Raw genomic sequence first — 26,399 nt, 5'->3', positions numbered from 1 at the left:
GCCATAATCGTCGATCAAGGAGACATAGCATGTCCGGTGTTGCAGGCGCATTTCTGCTGCCTTCAAGCCGCTCACAAAGGACGGTTTACGATCAGCTCAAGCACATGGTGCCGAGGCTTGAAAACCGTGGACAGGAGGGGTTCGGCGTTGCCGCGTTTATGCATGAAGAACGGTTTCAACATACAAAGTCATGCCGGCCAGCAGGCACACTAGCAGGTGTTGATTTCACTGAGCAGGACGCCCATTTCAGACCGCATGTAGCTATAGCACACGTTCGCACTCCCTCTCACAGAGAGAAGAGTGACGCCGACTTCCAGCCCTTTGACAATCATAAAACCTCCTTCCGCCGTTTGACGGTTTGTTTGAACGGGGCTCTGGTCAATGCTGATGAACTTAGGAAAGAACTGCACGCCGAAGGTCATTCCATCAGCGGCAACACCGATGCGGAGCTCTTGCTCAAGCTTATCGAGAACATTTGTCAAAGAGACTATTGGCAGCAAGGTCTGCCGGTTAACTACGAGAAGGTCTTCCAAGACATTGACAAGGGTGTTGACGGAGCCGTCAGTGCACTCTTGTTGGATGGCCTAGGAAATCTGACCGCCTTCCGCAATCGCAGGGGTTTGCGGCCTTTGGAATTCATGCAAACCGAAGATGGTTTTCTACTTTTTGCCTCAGAAAACAGTGCTTTCTCTGGTCTACAAGGCCGAGTCGACGAAATTCGGCCAAGTCACATCAAGCATGTGAACGGCAGAACAGGAGACTGCCTTGATCACTTTGTGGGCCAGGCTCGGCACAGTCCCAAGCTTTGCGCCTACGAAACGCTTTATCTGGGAAATGCAAGAACGTTGGTGCAAGGGCAATCTCATCTAGCAACTCGTCATGATATAGGCATGACCTTGGGCCGAATTGTCTGGCCGCGATTAGCGGTCGAAACAAGCTCCGCTCCCATAATCGTTTCTTCCATGCCGCGCACCGGGACACCGTATGCCGACGGTCTATTTGCATCGCTGGCCAAGCAGCAAAGTGCGCTCGTCCAACGGCACGAGGTGATCGCAGTAAACCGCTCTCAGCGCACACTTATCGGGTCTCTTGGCGAGCGCAACTCGCTCATCTGGCAAAAGTACCGCGTCGCAACGAACGACGTTACGGATAGAATCATCGTCGTAGCCGATGAAGCTCTTATTCGTGGCGATACAAGCCGCGCAGTGACGGAGATGCTCCTTGCCGCTGGGGCAAAGGCTGTGCATTGGGCAATCGGTTCGCCGCCTATCGTTGCACCAAATTACTACGGCATGGGTATCGAGACCATAGATGAGCTAGCGTTCTGGAAAATATGGAAAAGCCTGGCACCCGAAACGCGGCAGGATAGCCTGCGCTTTCATAGGATCGCGCCGCAAACGCTTCGGGTGATCGAACGCAAAATTGCTCTATCGATCAACGCTGCTACCATTACGTATTTGCCCTTTGAAGATCTGCTTTCCTTGCTGCCGCGGGGACATGAGGGAATCGATCTTTCTGCGTTTACGTTCGAGATGCCAACCCTTGGCGGGCAAAAACGCGCAGACGAGAATTTGAATAGATTGATCGCCGAGCTCACCTCAACGAAAACGTCTGCAGCATGAGGCCATGATGAAACCTGCTCTTGTATTCGACTGGAACGGCACTCTCCTTGACGACGCCGACGCCTTGCTGCAAACGACGAACACCATTTTGGGTCGCTTAGGCCGGGCTGCCATTGATATGCAAACCTTTCGGGATCATTTCGATGTTCCACTCTCGGTTTTTTTCCGCAATCTAGGAATGTCGCAGAGTGAAATAGAAACGGTGGATAGCCATGACAGTGCTATTTTTCACGACACCTACGAACCACTGGCGAGCAAAGCCGATCTGCGCGACGGCGCGCGTTGCATTTTGGAAACGGCACGTCAACAACACGTTTCCAGCATTATTGTCAGTAACCATATAGTCGACCCCCTTATTACCCAATTGCGAAGACATGGAATCGAAGATTGTGTCGCGGAGGTTCTGGCGTTTGAAAGCCGCGCTACTCAATATAAAGGCATAAGCAAAGGAGAGCGGCTTCGTCTGTATATGCGAGCATACAATCTGGACCCCAGCTCAACTTTCATCGTCGGGGACATGCCGGTCGAAACGGATATTGCACGCGAACTTGGCTTGATCAGCGTAGCCATTACGGGCGGATTTGTTTCCGAGACGCGTCTGCGAGCGGCGCAGCCGGATTATCTCATCGAGGACCATCATAAGCTGCTGCCCATTCTGCAGGAGCGTGGCCTTTTTCAGAACTCATAACGACGCAGAGCATGACTGAAACTCCGTCAACTGAAACGCCTGGGAAAGTCGGACAACGAATCGGCCTAATCGGCGCAGGGCGCATGGGAACAGGCATAGGACTCAGTCTTTTGCGTCATGGCGCTGAACTGCATATCAAAGTCAACAGAACTCGTGTTGGCGCGGAGCGCTTGACTGGCATGGGTGCTCATGAGCACACCGCAATTTCCGAATTGGCCCGGCATGTAAGTGCCGTCGTTTTATCCCTGCCCTCAAGTTGCGAGGTCGAGGAAGTCTGCCTTGGGCAACATGGGCTATTTGCACATTTGCCCCGACAGAGTTTGATACTTGACTGCACCACGTCCTATCCTGCTTCAACCCTCACTCTAGCCGAACAGGCCAAAAAGCATGCATTGCACTTCATAGATGCCCCCGTAACACGAAGCCCTGAACAAGCAGAGCAAGGGCGTCTCAACGCCATCGTTGGATCTGATCAGAACACGTTTCCTATGGCGGCTCGTGTTCTTACCGCATTTTGCGAGAACATCGTCCATGTGGGTGATGTTGGACAGGGCCATAAGCTCAAACTTGTCTATAATAGCATGACGATGGGCATGGCGGCGGTGGTAGCGGAAGCTTGCCAGCTTGCCGATGCCATTGACGTCGACCTTGCAATCTTACGCTCCTTGGTCAGTCGCGGCGCGACCAACAGCGGGATATTCCAAAACTTTGCAGCCTTTTTGTTGGACGAAAAGCCGGATGCTTTGGCAATATCGATCAGAAACGCCAAAAAGGATATTGACTGCAGCGTGCGATTAGCGAACGAAACCGCGTTGAAGGTGCCAGTTCTGACTGCCGCCGCGCAAAAGTTCCAAACCTGTCTCGCCGAAGGCAAAGGTGAATTGACCTTGCCTCATCTTGCGCTTTCGTTAAGGGATGACGAATCACGGCAGAATTAGCAGCGACGCACCCAAAACAAATCTCTACAATCCATGTCTTCCTGTTCTCCAGCGTCGCCTTCACACGGATGGCGAAAGCATCGGCTAGGTGCTTTTTGTACTTCAAAGCGATGCTCGATCTCGGGCTGCTGTTTTGAGCACGCAGGGCCGGCCATCGTTCCCGCTTTCTCCAAGCTCTTTGAAGAATACCAGGCGATCACGAGAGACCGCGATTTGGCGCAACAGCCACATACGGAAGTGAAAGTGCTCGAGGACGTCACCGGCCACAAAGCGGTTGCATAACTTTCTGACGACGCCGGAGCGGAATGGCACCGCGAACGTGTCCTGGCTGATGAGGTTGTTGAGCGGGCGTTTGGAATATGTCGATGGACATGTTTAGCCGGATGCTCAAGGAGCTGAGCATCAGACATCTCCTCAACATACCGCAAAGCTTTAAGGAGTTGAGGGTTGTTTGACGTCAGACATTGTGCGCGGCAGCATTCGATGATCACTGATGGCCCATCATCGATGCGTCAAGACCATGATTGCGCAGCTCGGTGGTCGTTCCGACAGGCAATCTTCGGAAGGGTCGATGCCTTCAACGCTTTCCGAAGTTAGTCGACGATGCCCAGATCGGAACCCGCTGCTCACGGACCGTGGACGCGCATTTCGTTCTCGGGCGCTTTGCCGAGATCTGCACTAACTGCGCTCTTTTGATGCGAGCCGCCTTCCCAAGTTGGGCAGCTAACTCCCACGTGCCTGAACCAATACGCGCATCAACGCTAAAATTCTGGATTCTAGCTCCAGTACCTAACGCAACGTGAGGTTAGGGCGATTTCGTCTCTGAGGAATGTTGTGCTGAAGTTACAGCAATTCACGATGATGTTGCCAAGACGCGCAGAGCCGGGCTCAAGTGTGGAATAGCACTCCAATGAAGAATTTTCTGCTTCTGACTGCAAGTATCGTCGCAACCAACGCGGCGGTCCCGCACTTGGCGCGGATCTCGCTCCACAGCCTGTCCAAACCAACGCGCCGCAGCTGTCGGTCGCTCCCGCGATCTGTGACTGGACCGGTTACTATATATAGGCATTAACGGCGGCTGGGTTCGAGCCATAACTGCTAGGATTTCGCAGGCGTTACTCCCGAAGGCTGCCATGGTACGACGGCCGGCACTATCGGTGGCCAGATTGGCCATCGCTGGCAGATCTTCAATGTGGTCACGGCGTTGAAGGCCAGGGCAACTGGGCAAACTTCAGCGGCTCCAAATATCAGCACCGCTTTCCCGTCGAACATCAATCGAACCAAGACGGATGCGTTCGGCTTGCTCACCGGCTAGCTCGGCTACGCATTCAAAACCGTGCTGCTTTAGGTCAGGCGGTGCTGTGATGACCAGCAAAACAGACCAGATCAACTCCGACGGTCGCTGGGGCGGAGCTTGCTAAGAGCGATAATGTCCGTTGGGGGCGCGCCGTAGGGGCTGGCCTGGAAAGATAACTTCGCGCCCAGCTGGTCAGTTGGCGTCGAGTATGACCACCTGTTCATGCCGGAGAGCAACGTGACCTTCCCCGCTGTCGGGACGGATCGCATTCACCAGGATGTCGATATGATGACCCTTCGGCTTTACTACAAGCTGTTTCCGGTGGTTGGAAAATGGCGATCTCAGCACGTTTGCGGCGAATCGAGGAGCCCCGACCTTCGGTCGGGGCTTTTTCTTCGGAGTGCTCTTTCGCGCAGCGCTAACTGGCCGCTTTTGCCGAAGCGCCGCCTTTCCAAGTTACGCAAGGGACATGATCTTCTGCACTGGCGCCGGCGACATACGCTCCGTCGGCAGCGGCACACTGGGTGTACGCGCCAGATCCCAGCCTTCGACCTTTGACGGCGTGGTGTGTACGGTCAAGGCTAATGACGCGATTGTCAGGTTCGAGATATCGATGTTTCCAATCTGACGCGCCCGCGCAACATGAGGCGACTAGAGAACCCTCAGTTTTCAAACGGCACGCTGCTTGCTTCATTTCGTACCGCCGTCACCGATGCCGGCTGCCCGGCGCTTGGCTAAAAACTGGATGCGCGCAATGCCCTCCAGAAGGAGCTTGTCGACTAGGTCTAGAAGCTGGCCTTTGATCGATTCATACTTGATAAGATAGTCAAGGAAGTAGCAGTTTTAAACTCATGACAAAAATCAACTGAAGCAAACCGATCAGCTCGAATCAAACTACCGATCTTCATTGGCGCCTAGCTACGATCGATTGAAACCCTCACGTCCTCCGAACACCTGCAAATGCTGGACTCCCTAGCCAGACCTATTCTAACTTGCCGCTCCAAAGAATGCCCGAGACTAAGCCCGTAGTTGCCGTATACAACGTGCGCGCTAGCAGCAAAGTGGCTTCCTCACATGGCAGGTCGAGCTTGCTCAATGCCTTGGCGAACGATTGCCCATAGGATCGCTTTTTGTCTTCACAGCAGTTTTCATACGCAAACTGGCTTCGATACAATCATCGTCAAGATGCTCACGCAACATGGACGTCAAAGATAAGGTTGAGGCGGATCGCCACAATGGCAGCTTGGATCCGGCTGGTCGCGCCCAGCTTTCGCATCGCGTTCTTAAGATGAAAGTTCACCGTATTCTCGCTGATTTGTAATATCCTCCCGATTTCCCATGACGATTTGCCCTCTGCCACCCACCGTAGGCAATCTAGTTCCCGCTGCGATAGCGCAACTCTCATATTGCAGTTATCTTCGGCCGGACGTGTGATCTCCACACAAGCGGTGTGAAAGTGCCAGGCTAGTGCGTTGAGATGGCCCTTGGAATGTTGAGGATCGGCATCGTCGAACCGAGATGCAAACGATACGACGGATAACCGACCCAATGGCCCAAACAACGGTACACTCATGCCGTGCTTGAGACCGGCCTCTCTGGCCTCATCAAGTACGCGCCGTTCGTCGGGCTGTAGTTGATATTGCTCGGCGAGTTGATCCCACAGAAAGGGCCGCGAAAGCGTCGGTGTCCGCCGGACTACTGGATCGATTTTGTGGTACTTTCGCTTAAAATATCGTTCACACCATTCGGGCGGCCACTTTACGGCCACCGCCGGTGGCGGATACTCCGGTAGACGAAGTGGCTCCGCGAAATTGAGCGCTCCGTAAGAGACTTCGCTGAAGCCTTCGTCGCTCGCACAGCTAACGAGAAGCTCGAAAAGCGGTCTGAGGCATTGTGTTCGCGTCGCGCATTCGGTGAAGCTGAAAAGATCCATTTTGTGGCGCCTCAGCAGGCTGGCCCGAAAGGTCGGTATTGCGCCGCTCCATTGAGCTGGTTTTGAGCGGAGGCAAGTTCCAATCCGTCGCCGAGCCGCTCCGTGATCCCGAGCTCAAGGAGCCCGGTGTCACCGCCGATGTTCGGCTTGCCGGCGAGCATGAAAATTCTGCTTGGTGCAGAGGGCACTTTGCATACGCATCTCCGGAAGGGCGAGAACCTGGCGATGAGAACAGCAAGTGTCGTACCAGTTGCACCGCCCAAAAAATCGTATTTAACGACAATGACTTGAGGATTGGGATAGATTCCGGGGGCGCGTGCGTTGAAGTATTCGCGACATCAGGAGGAAAGCCGACAAGCGCGATTTGGCTTTGTTGTTCGTGATGATTGCCTGACTGAATTTTCTCTTGACGTCTGATCGGTACCGCTTGTGCAAGGCACCGCTGGCTCGCTCATTATTGCCTGTCGCTTGCCAAGAAACTTGAAACAAGCGGAAAAGTTCAAGGGCAGCGCAGGCAGGCTATCTGACTCATCTATGAGCCGATCCGCTCTGACCGACCAATACATGCAGTTCTGAGGCACCGACAGGAGATGAGGCGCAGACGCTCGTTGGTCCACTTGCGCGCCGACGCTTCAATCCGTCACTGCGGCTTTTAGCGGCTTAGCAACGTTTCTCAGGACAGCGGCGCGGCAGTTGACAAACATCTGCTTCGTGTAATTCCCGCCGAAGTAATCCAGCACGAAGGTGCCGGTATAATCCGGATCATCGCCCACGCTGCAGATTATGCTGTCGAGAATCTCGCCGATTTCGGGAATGCGCTCGCAGTAACGGGCACGGAGAACATTAACAGCGTTCATCGAGTGAACTGCCTCGTCGGCAATCACCTCTCTCAGGCAACGAAGGAAGCTGCTGCCAAGTCCGGCATAGAACTCTCTATCCGCAGCATAGGCCCGGCAAGTACACATCTCATCAAATGCGATCATAACGATCACAGAGAATTCGTCCTTCAAGTATTCATTGATTGCAGAAAAACTATGCGATCGAGCTTCCAATCTGTCTCGAAGATCTTTTTCGGATTCACCAGCGACAAGCTCCATGATCCGGATGAAAGCATCGGTGTGGCGCTCTTCATCCGCGGCCCAGGCACTAAAGAACGCCTCAGCTTCGTTGGTGGCGATCAGATTTCGGTTGAACAATTCTTGTTTTAAGTGCCTCGCGTCGTATTCAGTATACAACTCAGGCCACAACTTGTCCCGACGTGCGCGCACAGTCGATGGTCCGGCCGTGAACATCGCCGGCGTCAACTCATCGAAAAAGTCTTTTGGATTCCAGTTACGTCGAATCGGCGCAATCATCCGACTGTCCTTCTCTGCAAGCGGCCTAGCAGAGGACGCTCGCAAAGCATACTTGCCGCACACCAAGTATGCTGTCGCCCCCTTGTTTTGGTGGGCAATTTCGAGACGCAACTCATCGAAACGGTTTGAAACTCGCGATCATCAACAGAAGCTCATAGGGGCCGTCAACGGTTTGGAGTTCACGTGCAGTGTAGGCTGCGGTATCCCATCGCTTTCTTTGCGAACTGCGCGGCGGGATGAACCGGGGGATCTACGATTTGGCTCAATACACATCCTATCAGATCGGCTGGACTCCATGTGGAGGGACTATCGAGTGAGTACCCTGAAAGAGGCGCGCTTAGCTCGCGGATACGACTGATGTCTGAAGTAACTTGCTACTTGCTTTGTCCTTCGCCCCCTCTGACGAAGGCAACGCGCCCGGAAGGCGACGGAATGTTTCAGCGCCAAGCGACTGTCAGGCACGCCGCAGCTCTCTCGCGCAAGCTAGGTCTGCCTGCACCCTCGCCTTCTCAAGGACGACCGATCCATCGAGCGTCGAGTTGGGGAACGCCAAGGTGATCCAGAAATTTGGGAATATGGAAGGACCCTCCTCTCGGTTGTGTGTTGTAGCCGCCAACTTCCCGGCTCCCCTGTGTATTAGGACGCATGCTCGAAGTCTGCCAGACAGACACCTTCGGGAATTGGCTCCGGGCGCTGAAAGATGCGAATGCCATTGCTCAATCGCCGCCCGCATGCGCCTTCTCGAACTCGGCAATCTTGGACAATGTGAGACCAGTTAAAGGCACTTCCGAATTGCGGCTCGACGACGGCCACGGTATTGACTTTAATTCCTTCAGCAGGGCAACACCGGGTCGTGTTCCCGGTGGTGGTGTAGCTCGGTAGAGCAAAGCCGCCCGGACGCGCCCCCAATACCGCCGTAGCGGGCGGGCGGTCTTGCGCTGGTCACCGGCAGTTCTCCGGTAAGATCGGGTTGCGACACGCCAACGCAACCGAGTAACCACCGATGACCGACGACATGATGAACCTGCGCGCACTCGGAGAGAAGATCCTGGTGCCGATCTGCTGCGCGAGATGATCGGCTTTGCCGCCCAGCGTCTATGGAGTTGGAAGTCGAGGGCCAGACCGGGGCGAGCTACGGCGAGAAGAGCCCCGAGCGCCTGGCCCGGCGCAACGGTTACCGGGAGCGCATCTGGGAGACCCGCGCCGGTGCGGTCGAACTGCGCACTCCAAAGTTGCGCAAAGGCTCCTAGTTCCCGGGTTTTCCTGGAGCCGCGCCGCATGGCCGAGAAGGCGCTCACCGCCGTGGTGCAGGAAGCTTGTGTGCAGGGCGTCTCGACCCGTTCGGCGGGCTATCTGATGCAGGCGATGGGCATGACTGGCATCTCCAAAGCCAGGTCAGCCGGCTGTGTGGCGAGATCGACGACAAGGTGAAGGCCTTCCTCGCCCGCCCGATCGACCGCCGAATCTCCGGCTGAGTAAACCGCGCCGTGCTTCCATGCCCCGAAGGAAGCGAATCCATAATACCCTCAGCGCGAACATCATCCCGATCCTCGAATTAAAGCTGGCCGAAGAGCTCTCTTCAAGTTCGGGGCACTGAGCCACCAATTTTCTCAGTATGCCACCGAGGCGTCTCCCGCCCCTAGAAAGCGACGGTCGCCATGGTATGCCGCCGCTGCGGGGATCAGAATTTGGCGCACTGCGCCCTCCCCAAACCTTAAAGGCGCGCGCGTCCACAATGAATTCGCGCCCTGACTTGCTTGAGCCCGCACTCTCTAGAATGCTATCGACTTCAGAAGCCTTCGCGCAGATCGTGCAGTCTCAATACCGCGTGGACAAATGCAAGATCGATGACGGCGTTGGTCGGCGCCTCGACCAGGGCACAACTGTGCTTTCAATTTGTGCCATCACTCAAATGATCGGCGGAGCTTAGCAGTGATCCCTCGAGCACTGCGAGACGGAACAGGTTTGCGGGCCCGATCAACTACCAACCCTCGTAATTGATCTAGATGACGGAAGCATGTCACCTATCGGTTGATGAAATCGGCCGGTCTCCACATTACGCCGGTCATCACAAGGAATTGGCATGCAACACCGATTACCATCTGTTCTCGCCAACGGCCCTGATCAATCCGCCGGTTCCTCACGTGCTGAAATCCTGCGCGCCGAAATCTGCTCCCGCAGAGAGCTATCGTTCCTCATGGAAGCGCATGATGGTCTCTCCGCCGCGATCGCTGAGCGCGCAGGGTTCAAAGGCCTCTGGGCGTCTGGCCTGTCTATTGCCTGCTCCCTGGGCTACCGCGATGCCAACGAAGCGTCGTGGAGCCAACTCGTAGACGTAGTCGAGCGGATCGTGGAATCGAGCGAACTGCCTGTGCTCGTTGACGGAGATGGCGGCTTCGGGAATTTCAACAATGCACGCCTCGTCACACGCAGGCTTCGTCAGCGTGGAGCAGCCGGCGTCGCGCTCGAGGACAGCTGTTTTCCGAAGATGAACTCGTTTGTTGGGGATCGGCACCCCCTCGCCGACATCGACGAATTCTCTGGCCGCCTCCGGGCAGTGAAGGATACAGTCGCGGACGACTTGATCTTGGTGGCAAGGATCGAGGCATTGATCGCTGGGCATGAGATGGACGAAGCACTTTCGCGCGCTCACGCTTACGCCGACGCGGGAGCCGATGCGATCCTTATTCATTCGCGAAAGAGCACCGCGGACGAAATCCTTTCGTTCGCGCGCGCTTGGCAGAACAGATTGCCGGTCGTGATCGTTCCGACGAAATACTATCGAACACCGATCTCTGCATACCGCAAAGCCAACATCTCTACGGTGATCTGGGCCAACCACTCCATGCGAGCGGCAACGGCGGCAATGCGTCAAGTCTGCGGTCGCATCATCGCTGAGGAAAGCACCGCGAGCATTGAGCCGCATATTGCCACTCTCGAGGAAGTCTTCGAACTGTTCAAGTACGACGAACTGGCCCGTGCGGAAACGCGATATTTGCGGCCCGACGCTGAACTGCGCAAATAGGGTTTCGTCGACATAGGAGCGCATAGTCATGGTCGACGACCTACTGTCCTGGACTTCCTCCTAGCTGGCCCGGTTCGACTGCAATCTCAAATCCCTAACCATTGCACTGAGATGTTCTTAGATGGCGTAGCACGCCTCACTCAACCGAAATGCGCACTTTGCCATCTCGGCAGCTCGAGGCACCGGATCCAGCGCCTTCCTTCTCTCTGGAGAAAGGACCGACGAGGGCCATTTGCCTGTCTTCACGCTTGTGCTCCATTTTCAGATGGCTCCCGCAGACCTGATGTCGCTTCAGCATGCCCACGCTGGCGACGAAGAAGCTGTCGGTGTTTCACCCTAGAGGCGCGACGAAAAAGGAACTAAACGGTGATCGATGCTCCCAAGAACGCCGTCATTCTCGCCGCTGGCTGCGGCTCTCGCCTGCGTCCTCTGACAGATCTGCGGCCGAAGTCGCTGGTCGAGGTCAACGGCACTTCGATTCTTCACAACGCTCTGCGCAATCTGGAATTTGTTGGCGTGGAAGAGGTGACGATCGTGGTGGGTTACCGCAAAGATGCCATTCAATATGCCTGCGGTAGCCACTTTGGCGAACTCAAAATCAAATATGTCGAGTCGACCGTCTTCGACCGGACCGGAAGCGCCTATTCTTTGTGGCTGGCGCGCGACGCTCTTCTCTCCGGAGACTGCTTTCTTCTCGAGGGCGACGTCTTTTTCGAAGAGGATGCGCTGCGACACTTGATGGTCTGCCGGGGGACAGACGTAGCTGCAGTCGTTCCCTTCGATGATTCAATGGAAGGGTCGGCCGTTCTGTTGTCGCAGAACGGCTTCATCTCAGGTTTTCGATTGAAGCAAACCGCGGCAAATCTTGTTGCGGATGGCCCACAGCTTTTCAAGACGATGAACCTTCTACGGCTTTCGGCGCCGACACTCAAGGCAACGATCGTTCCGACACTGGACGATGTTGTCGCCGCTGGAGCTCGGCAGACCTACACCGAAGAACTTTTGGGTTATCTGATAGAGAGGCGAGGCCTCCAGCTCGCCGCGGCGCGATGCGATGGCCTCAGCTGGTACGAAATTGATAACGCTGACGATTTGGAGATTGCCGAGCGCATTTTCAAGGACCGAACGAAGGCCTACACGGCGAGACGTGATTTGCAAACGAGGTGAGAGTGCAATGCTAAAATACCTTTGGGATCCAGCGAACGCCATAACGATCACAGGCCTTCTCTTTTCCTCCGCCAGCCTGTTTTTAGCTCTCTCTGACCGCCTTGAGCTATCCGTGGCAGCAGCGCTTTGGGCCGTTCTATCGGACCACCTCGACGGGGTTGTGGCAGGTCGCACGAAAGGTCGCGATCCAGATGTCGCAAGAATGGGAGCGAGCCTCGATGGGTTTGCAGATATCGTCTATGGAGCCGTTGTGCCTGCGGTAGTTGTGGTACAAGTTAGCCAAGCTTCACAACTCGCGCTTGCGACCGCAACCGCTCTACTGGTGACGGGAGCAATAAGGCTTAGCTACTTTGCGAACTTCGGCAGATCGCGCGATGGACGCTTCTTGGGCGTCCCCTTGTCATACGACGTGCCGCTCCTGGCGCTCCTATTTCTTTTTAAGCCTCTTATTCCTGCTGAAGCATTTACTGACGTCGTAAACATTGGCTTCTTGCTGCTCGCTACAGCGCATGTCGCGCCTGTTCGCGTGCCACCACTCGGCGCAACAATGTATACGGCAATAAGCATCTTCGCCGTCGCGTCGTCGGTGGTTTTAGTCAGTCGCTCCTTTTGATTGCGGATGGAAGTATGATCCAGCGACTGCCTTCTTCGTGTTGCAGGCTTCCCTCCATGCAGGTCACATGATGACGTGTAGTCTCGCCAACCGCGGCGTGCACCAGACTTGTTGCCGAGAGCATTTCCGCACCAATCGGCACTGCTCGATGCTTGTTCGCCGTGAGCTTGTCGAGAGATGGCGACCATCTTGCAATTTTCGTTTGTCCTGAAATGTTGAGCTAGTCGCACGCATGAAGAGGGCAGCACAAATGGACCCACCCCTTAGGTCGGACGAGGTCTCTGACCTGATCAACCGATTCCCCGGCGGCTATTGGAAATATGACATCAAGGACTTCGTCCTTCTGGTAAACTCTTATTTTCCGCCGCAGGCGTTCCTTGACGAACTTAAGAACGCGCTACCGCGGCTTATCACCTGCTATCCCTCTCCTAATGCGCAGATGGTCCAGCTTCTTGCGGATGCGGTGAAGACGCCAGCGAATAAACTTGTCATTTGCAATGGCGTGGCTGAACTCATTCCCATCTTCCTTGGTCGACTGGGAATGAGGATTGCTGTCCCGGTCCCAACCTTCAATCCTTATGAAACCACCGCCTTGCCCGGGCGGTTGTCACGCTTTTTTCTGTCACCGCCAGATTTTGAACTCGATGTGCACCGCTACGCAGCATTTGCGCGTACAAATGGCGTCAACGGCGCAGTCGTGATATCGCCGAATAATCCCACTTCGCGGATGGTTCCCTATGCGGATTTACTATATCTCGCTTCCGCGCTTCGAGCTCAACAGCAACTGCTACTGATCGATGAGTCATTTATAGAGTTTAGTGAGCTCGGACGAAGTGCTAGCCTGGAAAATCACTTGCTCGAATTTCCCAATGTGATCGTTCTCAAAAGCCTCGGAAAGATTTACGGAACATGCGGTTTGCGGATGGGGTATGCGGCATCCGCAAATGAACAGATGATGAAGGAAATTAGAGCGGCGCTCCCCACGTGGAATGTCAATACGGTTGGCGAGTTTTTTCTGAGCAGGCTCCCTCACCTCGCGCACGCGGCACAGCAGAGTTGGATGAGGGTAGGCAGCGACAGAGACAAACTATACGCAGACCTGCGCAGCATCGACGGAATGAGAGTTCTAAAGCCCGACGCGAATTTCGTGTTCTGCGAACTGCCGCCCCACTGGCCGGATGGGGACGTGATCGCCTCAACGCTTTTAAAAGATAGACGCATATTGATCAGGCACAGTGGCGGAAAGACGCTTCAAAATGGCAAGCGGTTCTTGCGCATCGCATGCCGCACTGATGAAGACAATAAACTCTTGGTGGAAGCATTGAAAGAAGTTGCTGATTAGCGCAACTTGTCTTCAGTCACCGAGCATTCGAGACTTGAGACATCCTTCTGCATTGAAAGGCACAGCCTCCGCTCCGAGGGAGCGAAGCTAGTGGCCTTCCGGCGCTCGCCCCTCAAAACAGCCAGACAGCGCTGAGGCTCTATATGAAGTACCGTAGACCGATAGCCCGCCAGCGGCCGCGGCAAGGCGTCGTTGAGCACCTCGACCGCTTACCGGATCGAGAAGGATCCCCGGCTTCCATCGCAGAGAAGGCTCCCCGCGGCCGTCGCCGGCTGAGCCCGTTGGCCAGCGTGTTTGAGACAGAGATGGTGCCGATGCTGAAGGCCGATCCCGGGCTGCGGCCCGTCGGGATCTTCGAGGAGATGTTTCGGCGCCATGCCGAACTCCGAGCCGGCACCCGTCGCACACTGGAGCGTCGGATCCGAGCCGAGATCGAACGCGTGTGGCCAATCCGACCTCAGAGACGCTTCACAAAATCGGACCCGCGTTCGGATTCAAGATCGGCTTCGTGCTGATCACGCCCTCCGCATCCGCGAAGAATACGGAGGCGTAACCAGTATCCGCGCCATAATGCCGTTCGACGCTTAGAGCAAGGAGCAAGCAGTTCAGTTAAACTTGTAGGAGACCTGTAAGAACGTACCCCATCGTTCCATGCGATAGTCCCCCGGAAGGGGCCCAGAGGTAGCAGGAGGGCGGTTCTCCTGGTTGGCTCCGGTAGCGAGCGTCTTACGTTGGTTTGGCGTCCACATAGCCGAATAGCGGCCACCGAAGCCAACGCTGACGTTCTTAGTGATAAAGTAGGATAGGGCTGCCTCAACCTGCACACCACCGCCACCACTCCCGCGTTGATCAAGGAAGGTCGTGAATTGGCGCATCAGATGGTTGTCGCGCCCTCGGAAGTCCGTCCACGGCAAGTAAGCAACGTCGGCACTTACGCGCCAGAGATCGAACAACATGGTCTCAGCGCTAAGGCCGATGCGCAGCGCATTCCAATCAGTGTCTTGGCTGCCGACAATCCTTCTATCGCCCGGCACAAGGCAAGGTGCAACGTTGGGGGAGGCGGTCTGCACACATCCGATCGTGTCAGACTTCTGGCCGTAGTAGCTCCAGCCCATGAACCCACCAACCTTGTAGGTGCTGCCATGCAGGAAATCGTAACCGGCATCCGCGGTGAAGTACGTGAACCTTCCGTTGCCCTGGCCCGATAGTGTGTTTTGATAAGCGAGCGGGCCCACGCCCCAATCTTCATCGTTCATCTTTCCATTGCTGAAGCGCCCAAACCCGATATTGCCCTTCAGGAAGATTCCCCAGGGGCTGTCCAGCCGCTCGAACAACTCACCGGAAATCCCATCCTGCCCATGGTAGGTGAGCTTTGATACTAGATCAGTACTCCCGTGGTCCCATTGAAAGCTTCCGCGGCTTAACCACAGCCGTGTGCCGCTTTCCAGCGACCACCCATCAGCGAAGCCAATCGGCGAGGCGCTGACGGTCGGCTTCGTTGCGTATAGCGACGTATCTGACCATCCTGGCGTCCGTGGGTGTGCGTCAAAATGGTAGTTCAGACCGAGCTTTACGATGTGATAGCTGCTGGACAGGCTGGTGGTGTTGGCGGGGATGGTTGCCAAGGGCGGCCTCTGTAGGGTCGGAGGGGTCGCGACACTTGGACCGGTGAATCCCAGATAATCGTACTCAAACGTCACGGACCATGCGTTCGCGAGTGCTTGCTCGACGCCCAGGCCGATCGTGCCACCGACTCGACCATAATCGAAATCGGTGGCATTCTGTGGCGCCAAGCCAAATGGGTGACTTCTGCTACGGAATTCGTTATTGTTGGCGACAACGCCGCTATTGTGCTGCCAGGCCACGCCCCCCTTGAGATAAACAAGTGTTTGGCCATGCGGGCCGAACGCATACCCAAGGCGACCCGTCCCGGTCGCAAAGACGCTTGGACCAGCGCTGCAGTTTGCGCTGATGACAGAGCTGGAGGCGGCAAGACAGGTGTTTCTGCCGTCTGAGACAGCGCGACTGGCGTCCAGTTCAACGCCAAAAACCCAGCGTTCCCTCTGCCAGTTGTAGCCGATCTGACCTCCGGCCAGGAACACAGGGGTGTCGACAACGTCACCATAGAGTGACTGGCCATAGGGGTCGCTGAATGATGTTCGCCCGTAGCCCCCACCGACGTGCCCGCCGATATATCCTCCGGTCCAGCTCCAGACGGCGAGTGGGACCTTTACTGCCGGCTTGAGATCGGCCGAATTGACAGCGCCGCCTGCAATGAGCGCAGCTGTTGCGACAGCGTAAAAAAGAAGTTGGGACCGCATTTCACCTCACGAACACAGACGCGCGCCACCTTGCAACGACAGCCAAATGGCCGACGTTGTTAGCGCCGCTTCCACAGCGGTTGCGGTTTGCAGGATCTAGGCCAGCGGACGCAATGCGCATTCGCTGCGGTTTTCGACCTCGATGTTGTCTTCGCAACAAGATCGGTGGATTTTGAAACGGGCCGAGCGTCTGAGGTCGGACACGAAACGCATGCTGCACGCCGGCTCCGGCCGATCGGATAGGTGGTGAATGCTCCCGCGAAGAGCCCTTTCTCTTGCTCCACACTCCTCGGCTGTCGCACGGCTCGGCCGTCCCGGACGCCGGGGAAGCCGATGAGGACGTCCACATCGCAGGCGACGAGCTCGGAGACGGCGACGCAAGGGCGCTCAGGAAGACCGCAGAGTACCTTGCTGGTTCGGGCCTCGACCCGCAAGCCTTTTAGGAGTTGTCAGATGTGCGGTGAGCGGTGAGCGGCTCTCCGTGTTCCTCGGCGGTTTCTTCTCACACGACGTCGTACTCAATCGGCATGCCTGAGCGAAGGATCGTCGACTCGAGCGCCTCCTCGCTCTTACCGCCGCGAGGATACGCGCGAGGGTCTCGTCAAATGACAGCGGCTTTATTCCTCAGCTCATCCGCTATCTCTCTAAGCGTCGGAGTTCAAGCGGCGGTACCGCATTCCACAATAGTGGATCGACGGCCAGCCCACTCTTCCGATCCAGCAGTTGATTGAAGTGCGTGAAACGCGCGCCCGCCAGCGCTGCATACAGGTTCGGCTCGCTGGCCATCTGACTGGGAGCTGGCTAACCGATCTTGCGTAGGTCCTCGCCTTTTCGGTCAGCCTTTGCCAGTCATTAGGCGAGCCGCTTTTGAGGAAAGATGAACTCCTATACGTGAGGACGCATTGATCTGTTGAACTGTCCGACAAGCCCCCTCCGCAGCTTTTTCTTCTGCTTTCCTCGCACTCCAAAGACTCGCCGGTGCCAAATTTAACCGTTGACCACCGAAAAATGAATGAACTCAGTTGCACAAAGATGGTGCAGAAGCATGCCACCATCACCCACATCATGAGGAAAGCCCGCATAACGTATGTGGTGCTCTTTGTTCGCATCAGGCTCGCGAACACAAGCAGCACGATCATGAAGCCCAGCATGATAGCCGCGCTGTTGGCGGCGCTTCTGCTGTCCTCTTTTAACGCAGTATAGACAATAGCTGCGGCGGCACCGACGCCTGCAACGCCTATCGCGCACGGAACCGGACGGTACCTCTTCACAGCCTCCAACAGCAGACTCGGCGGATCTGAAACTAGAAATACCCTCGTCCATCAGCAGCGTCCGAGGTAAGACGCTATTTTCGCGATCGTCTTTGCAGCGGGACACGCAACGCCCTCTTCTGCCGAACGTAACGAGAGACCCAGCTGCGATCGGCCGTCCTACTTGCCGTTCCAAGCGGCCAACGCCTTCAGGTAGGCATCTGTTTGGTCAACGCTGAACTCGCACCACATGATCAGGTGGTCCGACATCTGGAAGGTGCGCCACTGCCTGAACATGTTAGCGGTCGGCGCGCCTTTACCGCCTCTGAATTCCTTCGGATCGTCGAAGACATAGTCGAAGAAATTGAAAACGCCTGCGTTAGTGCTTTTCACACCTACCTTCTGCTTGAAAAATGCGATTTGGTCGTAGAACTTGTTCTGGTCCACGTTACTCCCTGGCAGCTTTTGCAGCTCGGCCGGGACCTCGAACCTGTTTCTGGTGATCGCCTCGTAAGTCTTATCCGTGCGGGAAAAGATATTGAAGTCGCCGAGCAGTACGAGGTGTTCGGGCGAGTAGTCGGCCGGGGCGCTTGTGTTGATGTAATCCTTGGCCTTGGTGGCAAGCAGCTTGGCAAGCGCGTTGATCTCGTCGACACGCCGCGGATCCTCCGCTTTGGCGGTACCGTAGTAGATGTGGACCGTACATAGGTTGAACTTGGCCCAGCCCACCTGGAAACCGCAGACGAAGGGGGTACGGGCGACCTGGCTCATTCGCTCGGTGGCGGTCTTGCTCGGCAGAACCAGTTCGCCGGCAAGTCCGGTGAAGCTGACCTTGGCCGTGTTGTAGACAAAAGCGAGCCGCTCGAAATTGCCGCCGTCGGCGAAACTGACGTCTGTGAAGATGACGTCCCACTGCCGGCCAAGCAGGCGTAGAATTTCCTTGAGCGCCTTGAGGTCGGCCCGTACCTCCTGCACCGCGATCAAGTCGAAGCGGCTTATGCACTCCGCGATGTAGTACATTGCGTCGGTCGTTCGGCCGCCATACTTGGTCCCGCCGAACTCGCGGATATTCCAGGTTGCCAGCAGCAGCGTACCGTCACTCTTGGCAGGCACCTTCTTCTTAAGCCCGGTGCGCAGTTTGCTGAGCCCCGCAACAATCCTCTGGCGCTGCTTGTCGTCCTTGATCCACCTCAGGCCTGTGTAATTCATCGATAACTCCAAAAAACGATAGAGCGAGCGCGGTCGCTGAAATCACCGTATACAACCACTGATTTTATCGATTTGAAATAGAGGAAGGCCGACGGGGCGGGCAAAAACCCTGCGGCGCTCTGACACAACTTGGATCGCTCGCGGAAGATTGCTGCATAGCGCTGGCTTGGCGCCCTGAGCGCCGGGCGTACCGTTGGCGGCCACCGGCCCGGTGTCGTTCCGCCGCGTCCTAAGGCAGCGATGACTTCACCGGCGGCTTGATCGAGGCAGCCAAGCTGCTGCATACAGCTTTTCTACGCTAGACGGCGGCCGCGACTGGCACTCCTGCCCGTCTTCTTGCGTGCACTGTCAGCGCATGATCCGTCCCCGACGCCACTTTCTTGCGCTTCTGTGACATGGCGACACCTGCGCGCCACGCTTGCGCATGGCTGCCGATCACGTTCGACCGATGCGCTACGCAGCAAAAAGAAAGATTTCTGCGTGTTATCGCCCTGATGAGGCCTACGGATCGACGCTCAGTTTATGTGAGATTGTTGGGACGACCCACCACGTCAGCAGAATCAAGATAGACTGCCTCACCGACCTGCACATGACGGAGGTGCTGGTGGTATGCGCCGCTGCTGGTCTCGTAGACCTTTTCGATCGTCCGAGGCACGTCCCCTCCCTCGTCGATGAAGACCTCAGTGAGGCCGCGGCCGGTCATCGTTGCTGGCCGCGAGATGCCCAGAAGACCGAGCACTGTGGGCGCAAAATCGCAAATACTTGAGGGGACTTTTGAGACGAAGCCGCCTTTGACGAGCGGTCCTGCCAAAATGCCGACAGACGACATCTCCTTGGCATGCAACCCGCCGTGCACTCCTAAGCCGACTGGCCCATCCGCACTCCAACTGCGACCGATAAGACCAAAACGATCAAGGCCGCCATCGGATCGAAACGAGAACAGGATATCTGCCGATCGGGCATGGTCGGCGAACACGAGATGACGGGCGAAGCTGCCGGGCGCAATGCCATCGACCGCGCCGCCAGCGGTGAACACCGGACCGCACCAGGGCCTTTCGATCATTGCCCCGACGGCGCGGCGGATAACGATCTGCGAGGGCTCGGCCAGGTAAATTGCTCCGACCTGCCCAGGTATGACGATGGCGTCGATCCCAGCCGCCGGTGCCGGGCCGCAGCGCAGCCCCGCAGCCTCAAGCGTCTGCAAGAGATCGGCCCGCGCATGCACCGTCACGTGCCCGTGATCGGAGGCTGCGATCAGGTGCACGCCCTGGCACACGCCTTCAGCTTCCCACCAATCGAGCACCCGGCCAAACTGCCGATCGACAAAGCTGATCGCTTCCAGAGTTCTTGGCGCGCCGGTTCCACAATCGTGGGAGGAACCATCGGGTTCGCCGAACGAGAGGATTGCGACGTCGGGCCGAATCTGAGGCCAGATGACGTCGAGGAACGCTGAAGTCAGAAAGGCTTGAGAGGCAAGATCCGGGGTGCCGGGGGGTGGCGTCGCAGGCGTCGGCCCAAGCAGGCTCTCCACCTGTCTGAGCATCTCGGCCGAGGTCGCGATAGAAGGGAAGTGGCCCGAGAGCGTCACCTGGCCGAACTTTCGGGCCTTATGGTTCAGCAGACGGGTTGCCCCCGCCGAGTTGGATGCCAGGACTGACAATGTCCTGCCGTTCGCCGCGAGGATCTCGCCAAGTGACGCCACACCGAGTAGATGGCCGTCGCTCGCGGCATCGAGGTCCTCGATCAGACGCGCATTACTTGTGTCAACCAAGCGCGGTGCCGGAAAGTGCCGGTCGAGATACTGATTGCCAACAATGCCGTGGCGATCCGGCGTTGCGCCCGTGATGAGGCTCGTGAGCGCTATCCGTGTTTCGCTGGGATAAACGGTGCGCTGCCGGGCCAGCACCGCACCGCGGCGCTGAAGCCTGACCAGATTCGGCGTCAGCGATGGTTTGGTGAGATCCGGCCGAAGCCCATCAAATAGCACGATGAGAACCCGATACCGGTCCGGTCGGTTGAACATGATCGTAAGCTTTCGTCTAGCTGGGACGTAGCGGATCGGCCGGGGCTTGGCTGACCTGACGCAGCCTAGCGCCATTGTCTTCGGGATGGACGCTGATCGCTTGCGCGAGGGTGATGCCGGTATGGAGCTCCCAGTCATGCCGACCAACGCCTGGCCGGCGTGCCGACCGGCACCGTGCCGGGATCAGTGGCGTGCGAGCGCCAGCAGCTCTCCTCAGTCTTAGACTGCACCGGGTGAGATTGGACAGCGACTGCATCGCTAGCGGCTTCTGAGCGAGGACGTCAGGTGAGACATCCAACAAGCCAAGGGCAGCCTTGCCTCGCAAACAAAAATAACAAATGCTTCGTCGAATCAAGCTCGCTCGGCGCAGTAGCCGATCCTGATCTGGTCGACATTGCGGTTGAGCCCGGCGTTGTGACTGCTGCTGCCGCGGATTGTGTGGCAGCTTGATTCCGGCGATTGCGATATATCGCTGGTGCTTGGCAGGAATTCCGCGGCTGCGGAGCTCGCAGTCAACGGCCGGCGTCTGGAAAGTCGATATGCCCTGATTGAGAGTCATCGCGTCAGCGCGTTTTGCATGTGGCTACCTGTCACAGCAACGCTTTCGAAGGGAAAACCCGTTGAGCCATTCTGTCGGGGGTACCAAGTTGGAAAGCTCGCGAATTGCGAAGGACGCCTTGAGGAGTCCTACTAGCTCCCGAACGAGCTAACCACTTTGCGTATCGCTTTTTGGAACGGAATGATCGAATAACGCGATGCGCTAGGCGTCTCTTTACGCTTGCAGTCGCGCCATCAGGAGCAACGTCCAATTTTCAGCCAATCTCGAGTTTCGGCCCGCTCGTATCGGCCAGTGCAAGTATCCTGGCATATCGTCGCCGCTTGGGATCAGCGATACGCCCGCATCAGTGAGCGCGGCTTGTCAAGTTGCGGAATCGCAGGACGAGAAGCGCCGCATAGATTGTCGTTCCGGTCGACAAGCCGATCCATATACCAGTGGCGCCAAGACAGACCTTCAAGCCGAGCCAATAGCTGAGGGAAAAGCCGATCAGCCACCAACCAATGATCGCAAACAGAAGCGGCATTCGCGAGTCCTTTAGTCCGCGCAGGCCGCCCGCCGCAATGCACTGGACAGCGTCAGTGATAAACAGCGTTGCGCCGACGACGAGGAGCTCTGCAGCAAGGCTAATCGTTGCCGGCGAACCGGCCGATCTGCCCAGAAACAGCTCGACGATCTCAAAGCGCGCAGCGATCAGTGCGAGCGTTAACGATGCAGCTATGACAATACCGATCAGCATCGCTGCCAGATATGCCTGCTTGGCCCTTGCAAAGTCGTTGCGGCCGGCCGCATAGCCAACGCGCACGGCTGCGGCCGTGCCAACGCCCACATAAATCATGAACAGGATCGCGGCGAGCTGTACAGCGATCTGATGAGCGGCCAGTGCACTGGTGCTGATCAAGCCCGCCAGAATCGATGTGGCCCAAAATAGTCCCGACTCGATCCATGAAGCCATTGATATCGGCACTCCGATTGCGATGAGCTGTCGCATTGTGCGCCAATCGAAACGCCAGAGATGTGCAAGTACATGGTAGTGACGGAACGGACGACGCAGTGCAGCGAACCACAAGCCGGCTAAAAACATGCTGCAGTTCACCAGCGTGGTCGCAAGACCTGCCCCCAGCAGCTCCAGCCGAGGCAGTCCAAGCTTTCCGTAGGCCAGCATATAGACCAGCAAAGCATTCAGGGGAGTCGCTGATAGCGTAATCCACAAGACCGGCTGTGGCCGATTGACCGCGCCCATGAAACTGCGGATGGCCAAGAACGAAAGTGCCGGCGCGGCGCCGAATCCTAATCCAAAGAGGTATTGCTGGGCGAGCCGCGCAACATCTGGGGCTTGGCCCAACGCAAGCAGTATTTGCTCTGCTCGCAGCGCCACAGCAATAATTGGGAAAGACAGCATCATGGCGGCCCATAACCCCATGCGCAGCGCACCCCGTACTGCGGCTAGATTATTTGCCCCAAACGCCCGCGCCGCCATGGGCGCGATGGCACTTAGTAGCCCCGCGCCGAAGGCGAAGCTAATGAGATAGAACCGGCCTGCCAGCGCGGCCGCAGCAAGCGCCTCGGCGCTGATCCGACCGATCAAGGCAAGATCAGTCGACATCATCGCGATCTGCCCAACCTGCGTCAGCACCATTGGCCACGCGAGTTTCGCGATTTCGCCGAGCTCGACAGCGAGACAATGCATGGCCGCCCGTCTCGTCACTTCCGGGCGCAAATTTGATGTCGGCTTTGTCTCGGCTATTTTGTCCATGTCATCATGGCGCCGCTTGGCTCGGCGAGCGAAGCACTGCCTCTTTCTCGAAAGCATCCACCTACTGAGTGAACTCGTGGGTCAGTCGACGATACGTTCGCGCTGGGCTTCGACCAGCGCGGCCAGCGATTGTCGCATGCGATAAGTAGAGGAGAGCTTGCAGATGCCGTCTCAAACTGATTGGCCGATTACCACTCGCGCAATGGTGACGGCGCGCATCGGAGTCGAGCGAGCTCGATCAGGGAGGCGAATTCATGCGCGAGCTCCTGAGTTGATGCCAAAGGTTGGAGGACCGAACTTGGACCTGATCAACCCGATGAACTGAAGGCTCATCATCCCGTAAGCCATTCCTGCATTCCTGAGCGATCGATGAGATCCCAATCCTTCAAAGCTCGTGCCAACTGCGACAGCTGGATGCTTGCATTCATCCCAAACCGACCTGTCGGGGGATCGACAGCATGTCGCGAATAAGACGATCGGCATCGCACGTTCAGCCCGAGTGGGCGCCAATGCGACCACAGTGAGTGGCGATTTTCACCGGTTATGAAGACCTGCCGGGATGATCATCACGAGCTCTGAATGTTCGCGCTTGCTCGACTGGATCACAGATATCGATATGCAGTCATATCGATGAGCTGCGCGGCCTCGATGGCGGCCCGGCGAAGGCGAGCACGGAACGGGTCTTGTCTGGGGCCAATCAGACCGGCACCTTCCTGTCGTCAATCCCATCGTATTGGCTTGAAGCTCGCGAACGGCATGAGCCACCGGTGCTCCTGACCAAGTCAGCGCCTCCAATGAGCGCTATTGACGCTAAATTGGTGGTGCCACTGTCCGGGCCTATGCGAAGCAGTTGCTCGGGATCGACTGTCTTGCCGTTCGCGATCTTCTATTTCTGAGTGGCGTCCAGTAGCGATTGGTGCAATGGCGGCATGCTCCATCGCGCCACGACGATCTCGCGCCCGTCGGCGATGCCATGCGCCAGCTTGCGGATCGACCGCCGAGGCCACGAGAACATATTATGAACGAAGAGTCAGGTCTCCGATCGGCAGTCTCGTGAGGCGACGCGCAACTCGGCTCCGACAAGCAGCACGATTCCGAGCTGCAAGGGAACATGAACGCTCGAAAGCTGCACATGAAATGCGGTACTCTGGCCTAGCCGGCAAGGTTTCCGTTTGAAAACCGATGATGTGCGCTACGTGCCTCTGGTAACGCCGGCATTGTCTCGCTTTCGTTGAATCATTACGTGCCCACATGAGCTTTCAGCTGTCCATCCTGAAGATACTTGCCGGGCAACCGGGCGGCCGAGCCAGTCTTGAAATCGTCAAACAGCACTTGGCGATCTTTTACACCAGTGGGCCCGAGTGGCCGGCGCGCATGAAGCGCATCGCGAGCCGCGAGCCGAACCTCGATATCTTTGGACAAAGGCGGATATTGGATCATCACTGCGCACGGACGAAAGATCCTCGAGAGGCTTGAGGTCCTTGACGCCGCTGAGAAGCTCAATGAATCTGTGACGAAAGGACAGCCCCAGGGACAGGCCGAGGGGACAGCTGGGCGATGAGAGACTGCCGTTGCCGGCTGCGCCGCCACGACCGATCGCTCGGAGGAAGCGTCCATGGCGTACCTGCCGATGACCTTCGTCAAAGGCAACGGTCCTGCTGAAGCGGCGACACTTTACTTCGCAATTGTCGACGCCGCGCTAAAGGTGTTGATCAAGCGCGAAAAGTGGAAGGGCTTTGAGGAAAAGGACAGCCAAGCCGACTGCGGAGACTCTTGCCAAAATTGGTAAGGCCTTCGGCCTCCAAATCGGCTTTGTCCCGATGGCATCAGCTCAAGCTTATGCAAGCGAGCGCGATGATCATTTACCCCGAGCCAAACGAAGCTGAGGTACCGAGTTCTGCCGCCGCGATAAGCAGGAAAAAATTACGAGGGACCGTCACGCGCGGTTTGGTCGGATGCTTGAGCTGAACCTGGCTGCCTTTCTGGGCTACCTGCGTCCAACCGTCGGCTTTTAGGGCTGCAATGATGTCCATCGACTTCATTGGGGCATAGCGTTTGAGTGCCTTGGACGAGTGTCAGGGTTCCGATTTGCTCTCCATACAGCAGAACCTCGAGGACGGAAACATCAGGCATCGTCCTCCTCCTCGTCGAGTGCGTAAGCCGGGCGCGGCGCTTCCGGCAACGCGTCGGCGATGCGGTTGCGCAACTCTCTCAGTTGTTTTGAGGCGCTCTGGACCATAAGTAGCGCGTTCGGACCCGTCGGCAACTTCATCAACCGGTCGGTGATGCGCCGGATCGCTTCAAGTTCTGAGCTTCCGAGTTGCAAATTTGCGAGCTCGCGTAAGGCTTGGTTCAGGCCTTCTAGGCCCATCGCATTTTGATGCAGTCGATTTAGCCTGGTTACGGCTGCCTGCGCGCGGCTCAGCACGCTGGAGCGCAAGCGCGCGTCATCGGAAAGTGCAGACGAAGCGTTCCGGACGATAGCCTCGACCGCCGGCAAAAGCTTGCGCGGCACCAGAACCACTGGTCGAGCGCGCGCGCGAGCTCGACGAGGCTGGAGAGCCTCAGATCGGCGCCGCCGCTCTCGATTTTGGAAATGTGGCTCTGCGGTACTGTGATCCGGGCACTCAGATCGCGTTGACTCAAGCCGATGGCCTCCCGGGCCGTTCGGATGTGTAAAAACAGATCGCGACTGGCATTTGATCTGCCAAAACAGATCACCCTGTAAGCCCGATTTGAGGCAATAGAGGTTTGGAATTCCCCATATATCTGCGCTGCCCAGAGGCGCTATGCGTCGGCTACGGGACATACGCCGGCGGGCTTCGCCGCCCAGGCAAACTCTGGCCAAGTATGGTCTGCAGGGCTCAAGGAATGGTATCGGGCCGGAACTGGAAAGAGGATAAGGAGGCGATGTCGGACGCCCCAAAGCCGAGGACTGGCTCGCACCTATCTCCCTGACCCGGCCAGCGCGCTCGAATAGCTTAAGCGCAGAGGGTTTTCGGGTCGGCAGCACTCATTTTGGCGGCCGGAGCCTTCCAGTCAACTAAGCCGCGCTTAGGACCTCCCGCGCGGCCGCCGGCAGCCCGTCCCGGCGCCTTGCTGGGCGTGTCCGCGACCTCACCGGTCGCAATCCTGCCGATGTACGGTGTCGGCGTGGCGCTTCTCGCCTTTTGGGCCTTCATTCGTCGGTTCCATAGTTGAATTATCGGTATAGTCTTATTACATCGAACCTTGATCCTCCTGTCGATACAATGTATCTACACTATCTAGTTGCGCAGCAACTTTATTAGTGTATCTTCGTTGT

General features: G+C 56.9%; 19 protein-coding genes and 2 pseudogenes. 11 read left to right on the top strand and 10 right to left on the bottom strand.

Annotated features, from left to right (window positions below):
- The first annotated feature begins 29 nt into the window (after window positions 1-29).
- The 3 genes from IVB01_RS14625 to IVB01_RS14615 are packed head-to-tail and all read left to right on the top strand — an operon-like array spanning window position 30 to window position 3,248.
- Complete coding sequence (locus tag IVB01_RS14625; protein WP_247494644.1) at window positions 30-1,622, top strand: class II glutamine amidotransferase; 1,593 nt, start codon at window positions 30-32, stop codon at window positions 1,620-1,622.
- Between the two features lie 4 nt (window positions 1,623-1,626).
- Entirely contained in the window at window positions 1,627-2,310 is a 684-nt protein-coding gene (locus IVB01_RS14620; protein WP_247296196.1) for an HAD hydrolase-like protein, read from the top strand.
- 11 nt (window positions 2,311-2,321) lie between these two features.
- A complete protein-coding gene (locus tag IVB01_RS14615) occupies window positions 2,322-3,248 on the top strand; it encodes an NAD(P)-dependent oxidoreductase (RefSeq protein WP_247494643.1) in 927 nt (308 codons plus the stop codon).
- 2,486 nt (window positions 3,249-5,734) lie between these two features.
- Here the strand turns inward: IVB01_RS14615 and IVB01_RS14610 are convergent.
- From IVB01_RS14610 to IVB01_RS14600, 3 genes are all read right to left on the bottom strand, one after another.
- The gene (locus tag IVB01_RS14610) at window positions 5,735-6,478 is read right to left on the bottom strand and encodes a LuxR family transcriptional regulator (RefSeq protein ID WP_247281335.1); all 744 of its coding nucleotides are present in this window, start codon (window positions 6,476-6,478) and stop codon (window positions 5,735-5,737) included.
- An 11-nt stretch (window positions 6,479-6,489) separates the two neighbouring features.
- Complete coding sequence (locus IVB01_RS14605; protein ID WP_247463599.1) at window positions 6,490-6,639, bottom strand: hypothetical protein; 150 nt, start codon at window positions 6,637-6,639, stop codon at window positions 6,490-6,492.
- A gap of 471 nt (window positions 6,640-7,110) precedes the next feature.
- A complete protein-coding gene (locus tag IVB01_RS14600; RefSeq protein WP_247494642.1) occupies window positions 7,111-7,833 on the bottom strand; it encodes a hypothetical protein in 723 nt (240 codons plus the stop codon).
- A 1,003-nt stretch (window positions 7,834-8,836) separates the two neighbouring features.
- On the opposite strand from IVB01_RS14600, the pseudogene IVB01_RS14595 reads away from it, so the two are divergent.
- The 6 genes and pseudogenes from IVB01_RS14595 to IVB01_RS14570 form a co-directional block, all read left to right on the top strand.
- A pseudogene (locus tag IVB01_RS14595) lies at window positions 8,837-9,290 on the top strand (transposase); the annotation flags it as partial.
- A 695-nt stretch (window positions 9,291-9,985) separates the two neighbouring features.
- Window positions 9,986-10,858 (top strand): phosphoenolpyruvate mutase, encoded by an 873-nt coding sequence (aepX, locus tag IVB01_RS14590; RefSeq protein WP_247281334.1) that lies wholly within the window; start codon window positions 9,986-9,988, stop codon window positions 10,856-10,858.
- A gap of 366 nt (window positions 10,859-11,224) precedes the next feature.
- Window positions 11,225-12,025, top strand: coding sequence for a phosphocholine cytidylyltransferase family protein (locus IVB01_RS14585; protein ID WP_247494641.1), 801 nt, complete (start codon window positions 11,225-11,227; stop codon window positions 12,023-12,025).
- Between the two features lie 7 nt (window positions 12,026-12,032).
- On the top strand, window positions 12,033-12,638 hold the full coding sequence (locus IVB01_RS14580) for a CDP-alcohol phosphatidyltransferase family protein (RefSeq protein ID WP_247494640.1): 606 nt from the start codon (window positions 12,033-12,035) through the stop codon (window positions 12,636-12,638).
- Window positions 12,639-12,888: 250 nt separating this feature from the next.
- On the top strand, window positions 12,889-13,980 hold the full coding sequence (locus tag IVB01_RS14575; RefSeq protein ID WP_247494639.1) for a histidinol-phosphate transaminase: 1,092 nt from the start codon (window positions 12,889-12,891) through the stop codon (window positions 13,978-13,980).
- Window positions 13,981-14,111: 131 nt separating this feature from the next.
- Window positions 14,112-14,408 (top strand): annotated as a pseudogene (locus IVB01_RS14570) (IS21 family transposase); the annotation flags it as partial.
- Window positions 14,409-14,585: 177 nt separating this feature from the next.
- Here the strand turns inward: IVB01_RS14570 and IVB01_RS14565 are convergent.
- The 4 genes from IVB01_RS14565 to IVB01_RS14550 all read right to left on the bottom strand — a co-directional run bounded on the left by IVB01_RS14565 (window position 14,586) and on the right by IVB01_RS14550 (window position 23,095).
- Window positions 14,586-16,301, bottom strand: coding sequence for an outer membrane beta-barrel protein (locus tag IVB01_RS14565; protein WP_247494638.1), 1,716 nt, complete (start codon window positions 16,299-16,301; stop codon window positions 14,586-14,588).
- 1,430 nt (window positions 16,302-17,731) lie between these two features.
- Window positions 17,732-18,760 (bottom strand): endonuclease/exonuclease/phosphatase family protein, encoded by a 1,029-nt coding sequence (locus IVB01_RS14560; protein WP_247296178.1) that lies wholly within the window; start codon window positions 18,758-18,760, stop codon window positions 17,732-17,734.
- A 520-nt stretch (window positions 18,761-19,280) separates the two neighbouring features.
- A complete protein-coding gene (locus tag IVB01_RS14555) occupies window positions 19,281-20,783 on the bottom strand; it encodes an alkaline phosphatase family protein (RefSeq protein ID WP_247494637.1) in 1,503 nt (500 codons plus the stop codon).
- 902 nt (window positions 20,784-21,685) lie between these two features.
- On the bottom strand, window positions 21,686-23,095 hold the full coding sequence (locus IVB01_RS14550) for an MATE family efflux transporter (protein ID WP_247494636.1): 1,410 nt from the start codon (window positions 23,093-23,095) through the stop codon (window positions 21,686-21,688).
- Window positions 23,096-24,346: 1,251 nt separating this feature from the next.
- Here IVB01_RS14550 and IVB01_RS14545 point away from each other — a divergent pair.
- Together IVB01_RS14545 and IVB01_RS14540 are read left to right on the top strand one after the other, a co-directional pair.
- A complete protein-coding gene (locus tag IVB01_RS14545) occupies window positions 24,347-24,571 on the top strand; it encodes a hypothetical protein (protein WP_247494635.1) in 225 nt (74 codons plus the stop codon).
- A gap of 139 nt (window positions 24,572-24,710) precedes the next feature.
- Entirely contained in the window at window positions 24,711-24,884 is a 174-nt protein-coding gene (locus IVB01_RS14540) for a hypothetical protein (RefSeq protein ID WP_247473848.1), read from the top strand.
- Window positions 24,885-24,957: 73 nt separating this feature from the next.
- Here IVB01_RS14540 and IVB01_RS14535 read toward each other — a convergent pair whose 3' ends face one another.
- From IVB01_RS14535 to IVB01_RS35700, 3 genes are all read right to left on the bottom strand, one after another.
- The gene (locus tag IVB01_RS14535) at window positions 24,958-25,137 is read right to left on the bottom strand and encodes a type II toxin-antitoxin system HicA family toxin (RefSeq protein ID WP_247473851.1); all 180 of its coding nucleotides are present in this window, start codon (window positions 25,135-25,137) and stop codon (window positions 24,958-24,960) included.
- 83 nt (window positions 25,138-25,220) lie between these two features.
- Entirely contained in the window at window positions 25,221-25,610 is a 390-nt protein-coding gene (locus tag IVB01_RS14530) for a hypothetical protein (protein ID WP_247494634.1), read from the bottom strand.
- The gene (locus tag IVB01_RS35700; protein WP_346659337.1) at window positions 25,517-25,816 is read right to left on the bottom strand and encodes a helix-turn-helix transcriptional regulator; all 300 of its coding nucleotides are present in this window, start codon (window positions 25,814-25,816) and stop codon (window positions 25,517-25,519) included. The genes IVB01_RS14530 and IVB01_RS35700 overlap by 94 nt, the downstream gene beginning before the upstream one ends.
- Between the last annotated feature and the right edge of the window lie 583 nt (window positions 25,817-26,399).

Source organism: Bradyrhizobium sp. 164, assembly GCF_023073715.1.
GTDB lineage: Bacteria > Pseudomonadota > Alphaproteobacteria > Rhizobiales > Xanthobacteraceae > Bradyrhizobium.
The sequence above is the reverse complement of the archived record's forward strand: the minus strand, read 5'-3'. Positions and strand labels throughout refer to the sequence as shown.

Excerpts from the sequence above, each read along its gene's own strand:
- IVB01_RS14605 (WP_247463599.1), bottom strand. The coding sequence starts at position 6,639 with ATGCTCGCCGGCAAGCCGAACATCGGCGGTGACACCGGGCTCCTTGAG.
- IVB01_RS14615 (WP_247494643.1), top strand. The coding sequence starts at position 2,322 with ATGACTGAAACTCCGTCAACTGAAACGCCTGGGAAAGTCGGACAACGA.
- IVB01_RS14540 (WP_247473848.1), top strand. The coding sequence starts at position 24,711 with ATGGCGTACCTGCCGATGACCTTCGTCAAAGGCAACGGTCCTGCTGAA.
- IVB01_RS14545 (WP_247494635.1), top strand. The coding sequence starts at position 24,347 with ATGAGCTTTCAGCTGTCCATCCTGAAGATACTTGCCGGGCAACCGGGC.
- IVB01_RS14560 (WP_247296178.1), bottom strand. The coding sequence starts at position 18,760 with ATGAATTACACAGGCCTGAGGTGGATCAAGGACGACAAGCAGCGCCAG.
- IVB01_RS14555 (WP_247494637.1), bottom strand. The coding sequence starts at position 20,783 with ATGTTCAACCGACCGGACCGGTATCGGGTTCTCATCGTGCTATTTGAT.
- IVB01_RS14625 (WP_247494644.1), top strand. The coding sequence starts at position 30 with ATGTCCGGTGTTGCAGGCGCATTTCTGCTGCCTTCAAGCCGCTCACAA.
- IVB01_RS14580 (WP_247494640.1), top strand. The coding sequence starts at position 12,033 with ATGCTAAAATACCTTTGGGATCCAGCGAACGCCATAACGATCACAGGC.
- IVB01_RS14550 (WP_247494636.1), bottom strand. The coding sequence starts at position 23,095 with ATGGACAAAATAGCCGAGACAAAGCCGACATCAAATTTGCGCCCGGAA.
- IVB01_RS14575 (WP_247494639.1), top strand. The coding sequence starts at position 12,889 with ATGGACCCACCCCTTAGGTCGGACGAGGTCTCTGACCTGATCAACCGA.
- IVB01_RS14610 (WP_247281335.1), bottom strand. The coding sequence starts at position 6,478 with ATGGATCTTTTCAGCTTCACCGAATGCGCGACGCGAACACAATGCCTC.
- IVB01_RS14600 (WP_247494642.1), bottom strand. The coding sequence starts at position 7,833 with ATGATTGCGCCGATTCGACGTAACTGGAATCCAAAAGACTTTTTCGAT.
- IVB01_RS14620 (WP_247296196.1), top strand. The coding sequence starts at position 1,627 with ATGATGAAACCTGCTCTTGTATTCGACTGGAACGGCACTCTCCTTGAC.
- IVB01_RS14565 (WP_247494638.1), bottom strand. The coding sequence starts at position 16,301 with ATGCGGTCCCAACTTCTTTTTTACGCTGTCGCAACAGCTGCGCTCATT.
- IVB01_RS14535 (WP_247473851.1), bottom strand. The coding sequence starts at position 25,137 with ATGAAGTCGATGGACATCATTGCAGCCCTAAAAGCCGACGGTTGGACG.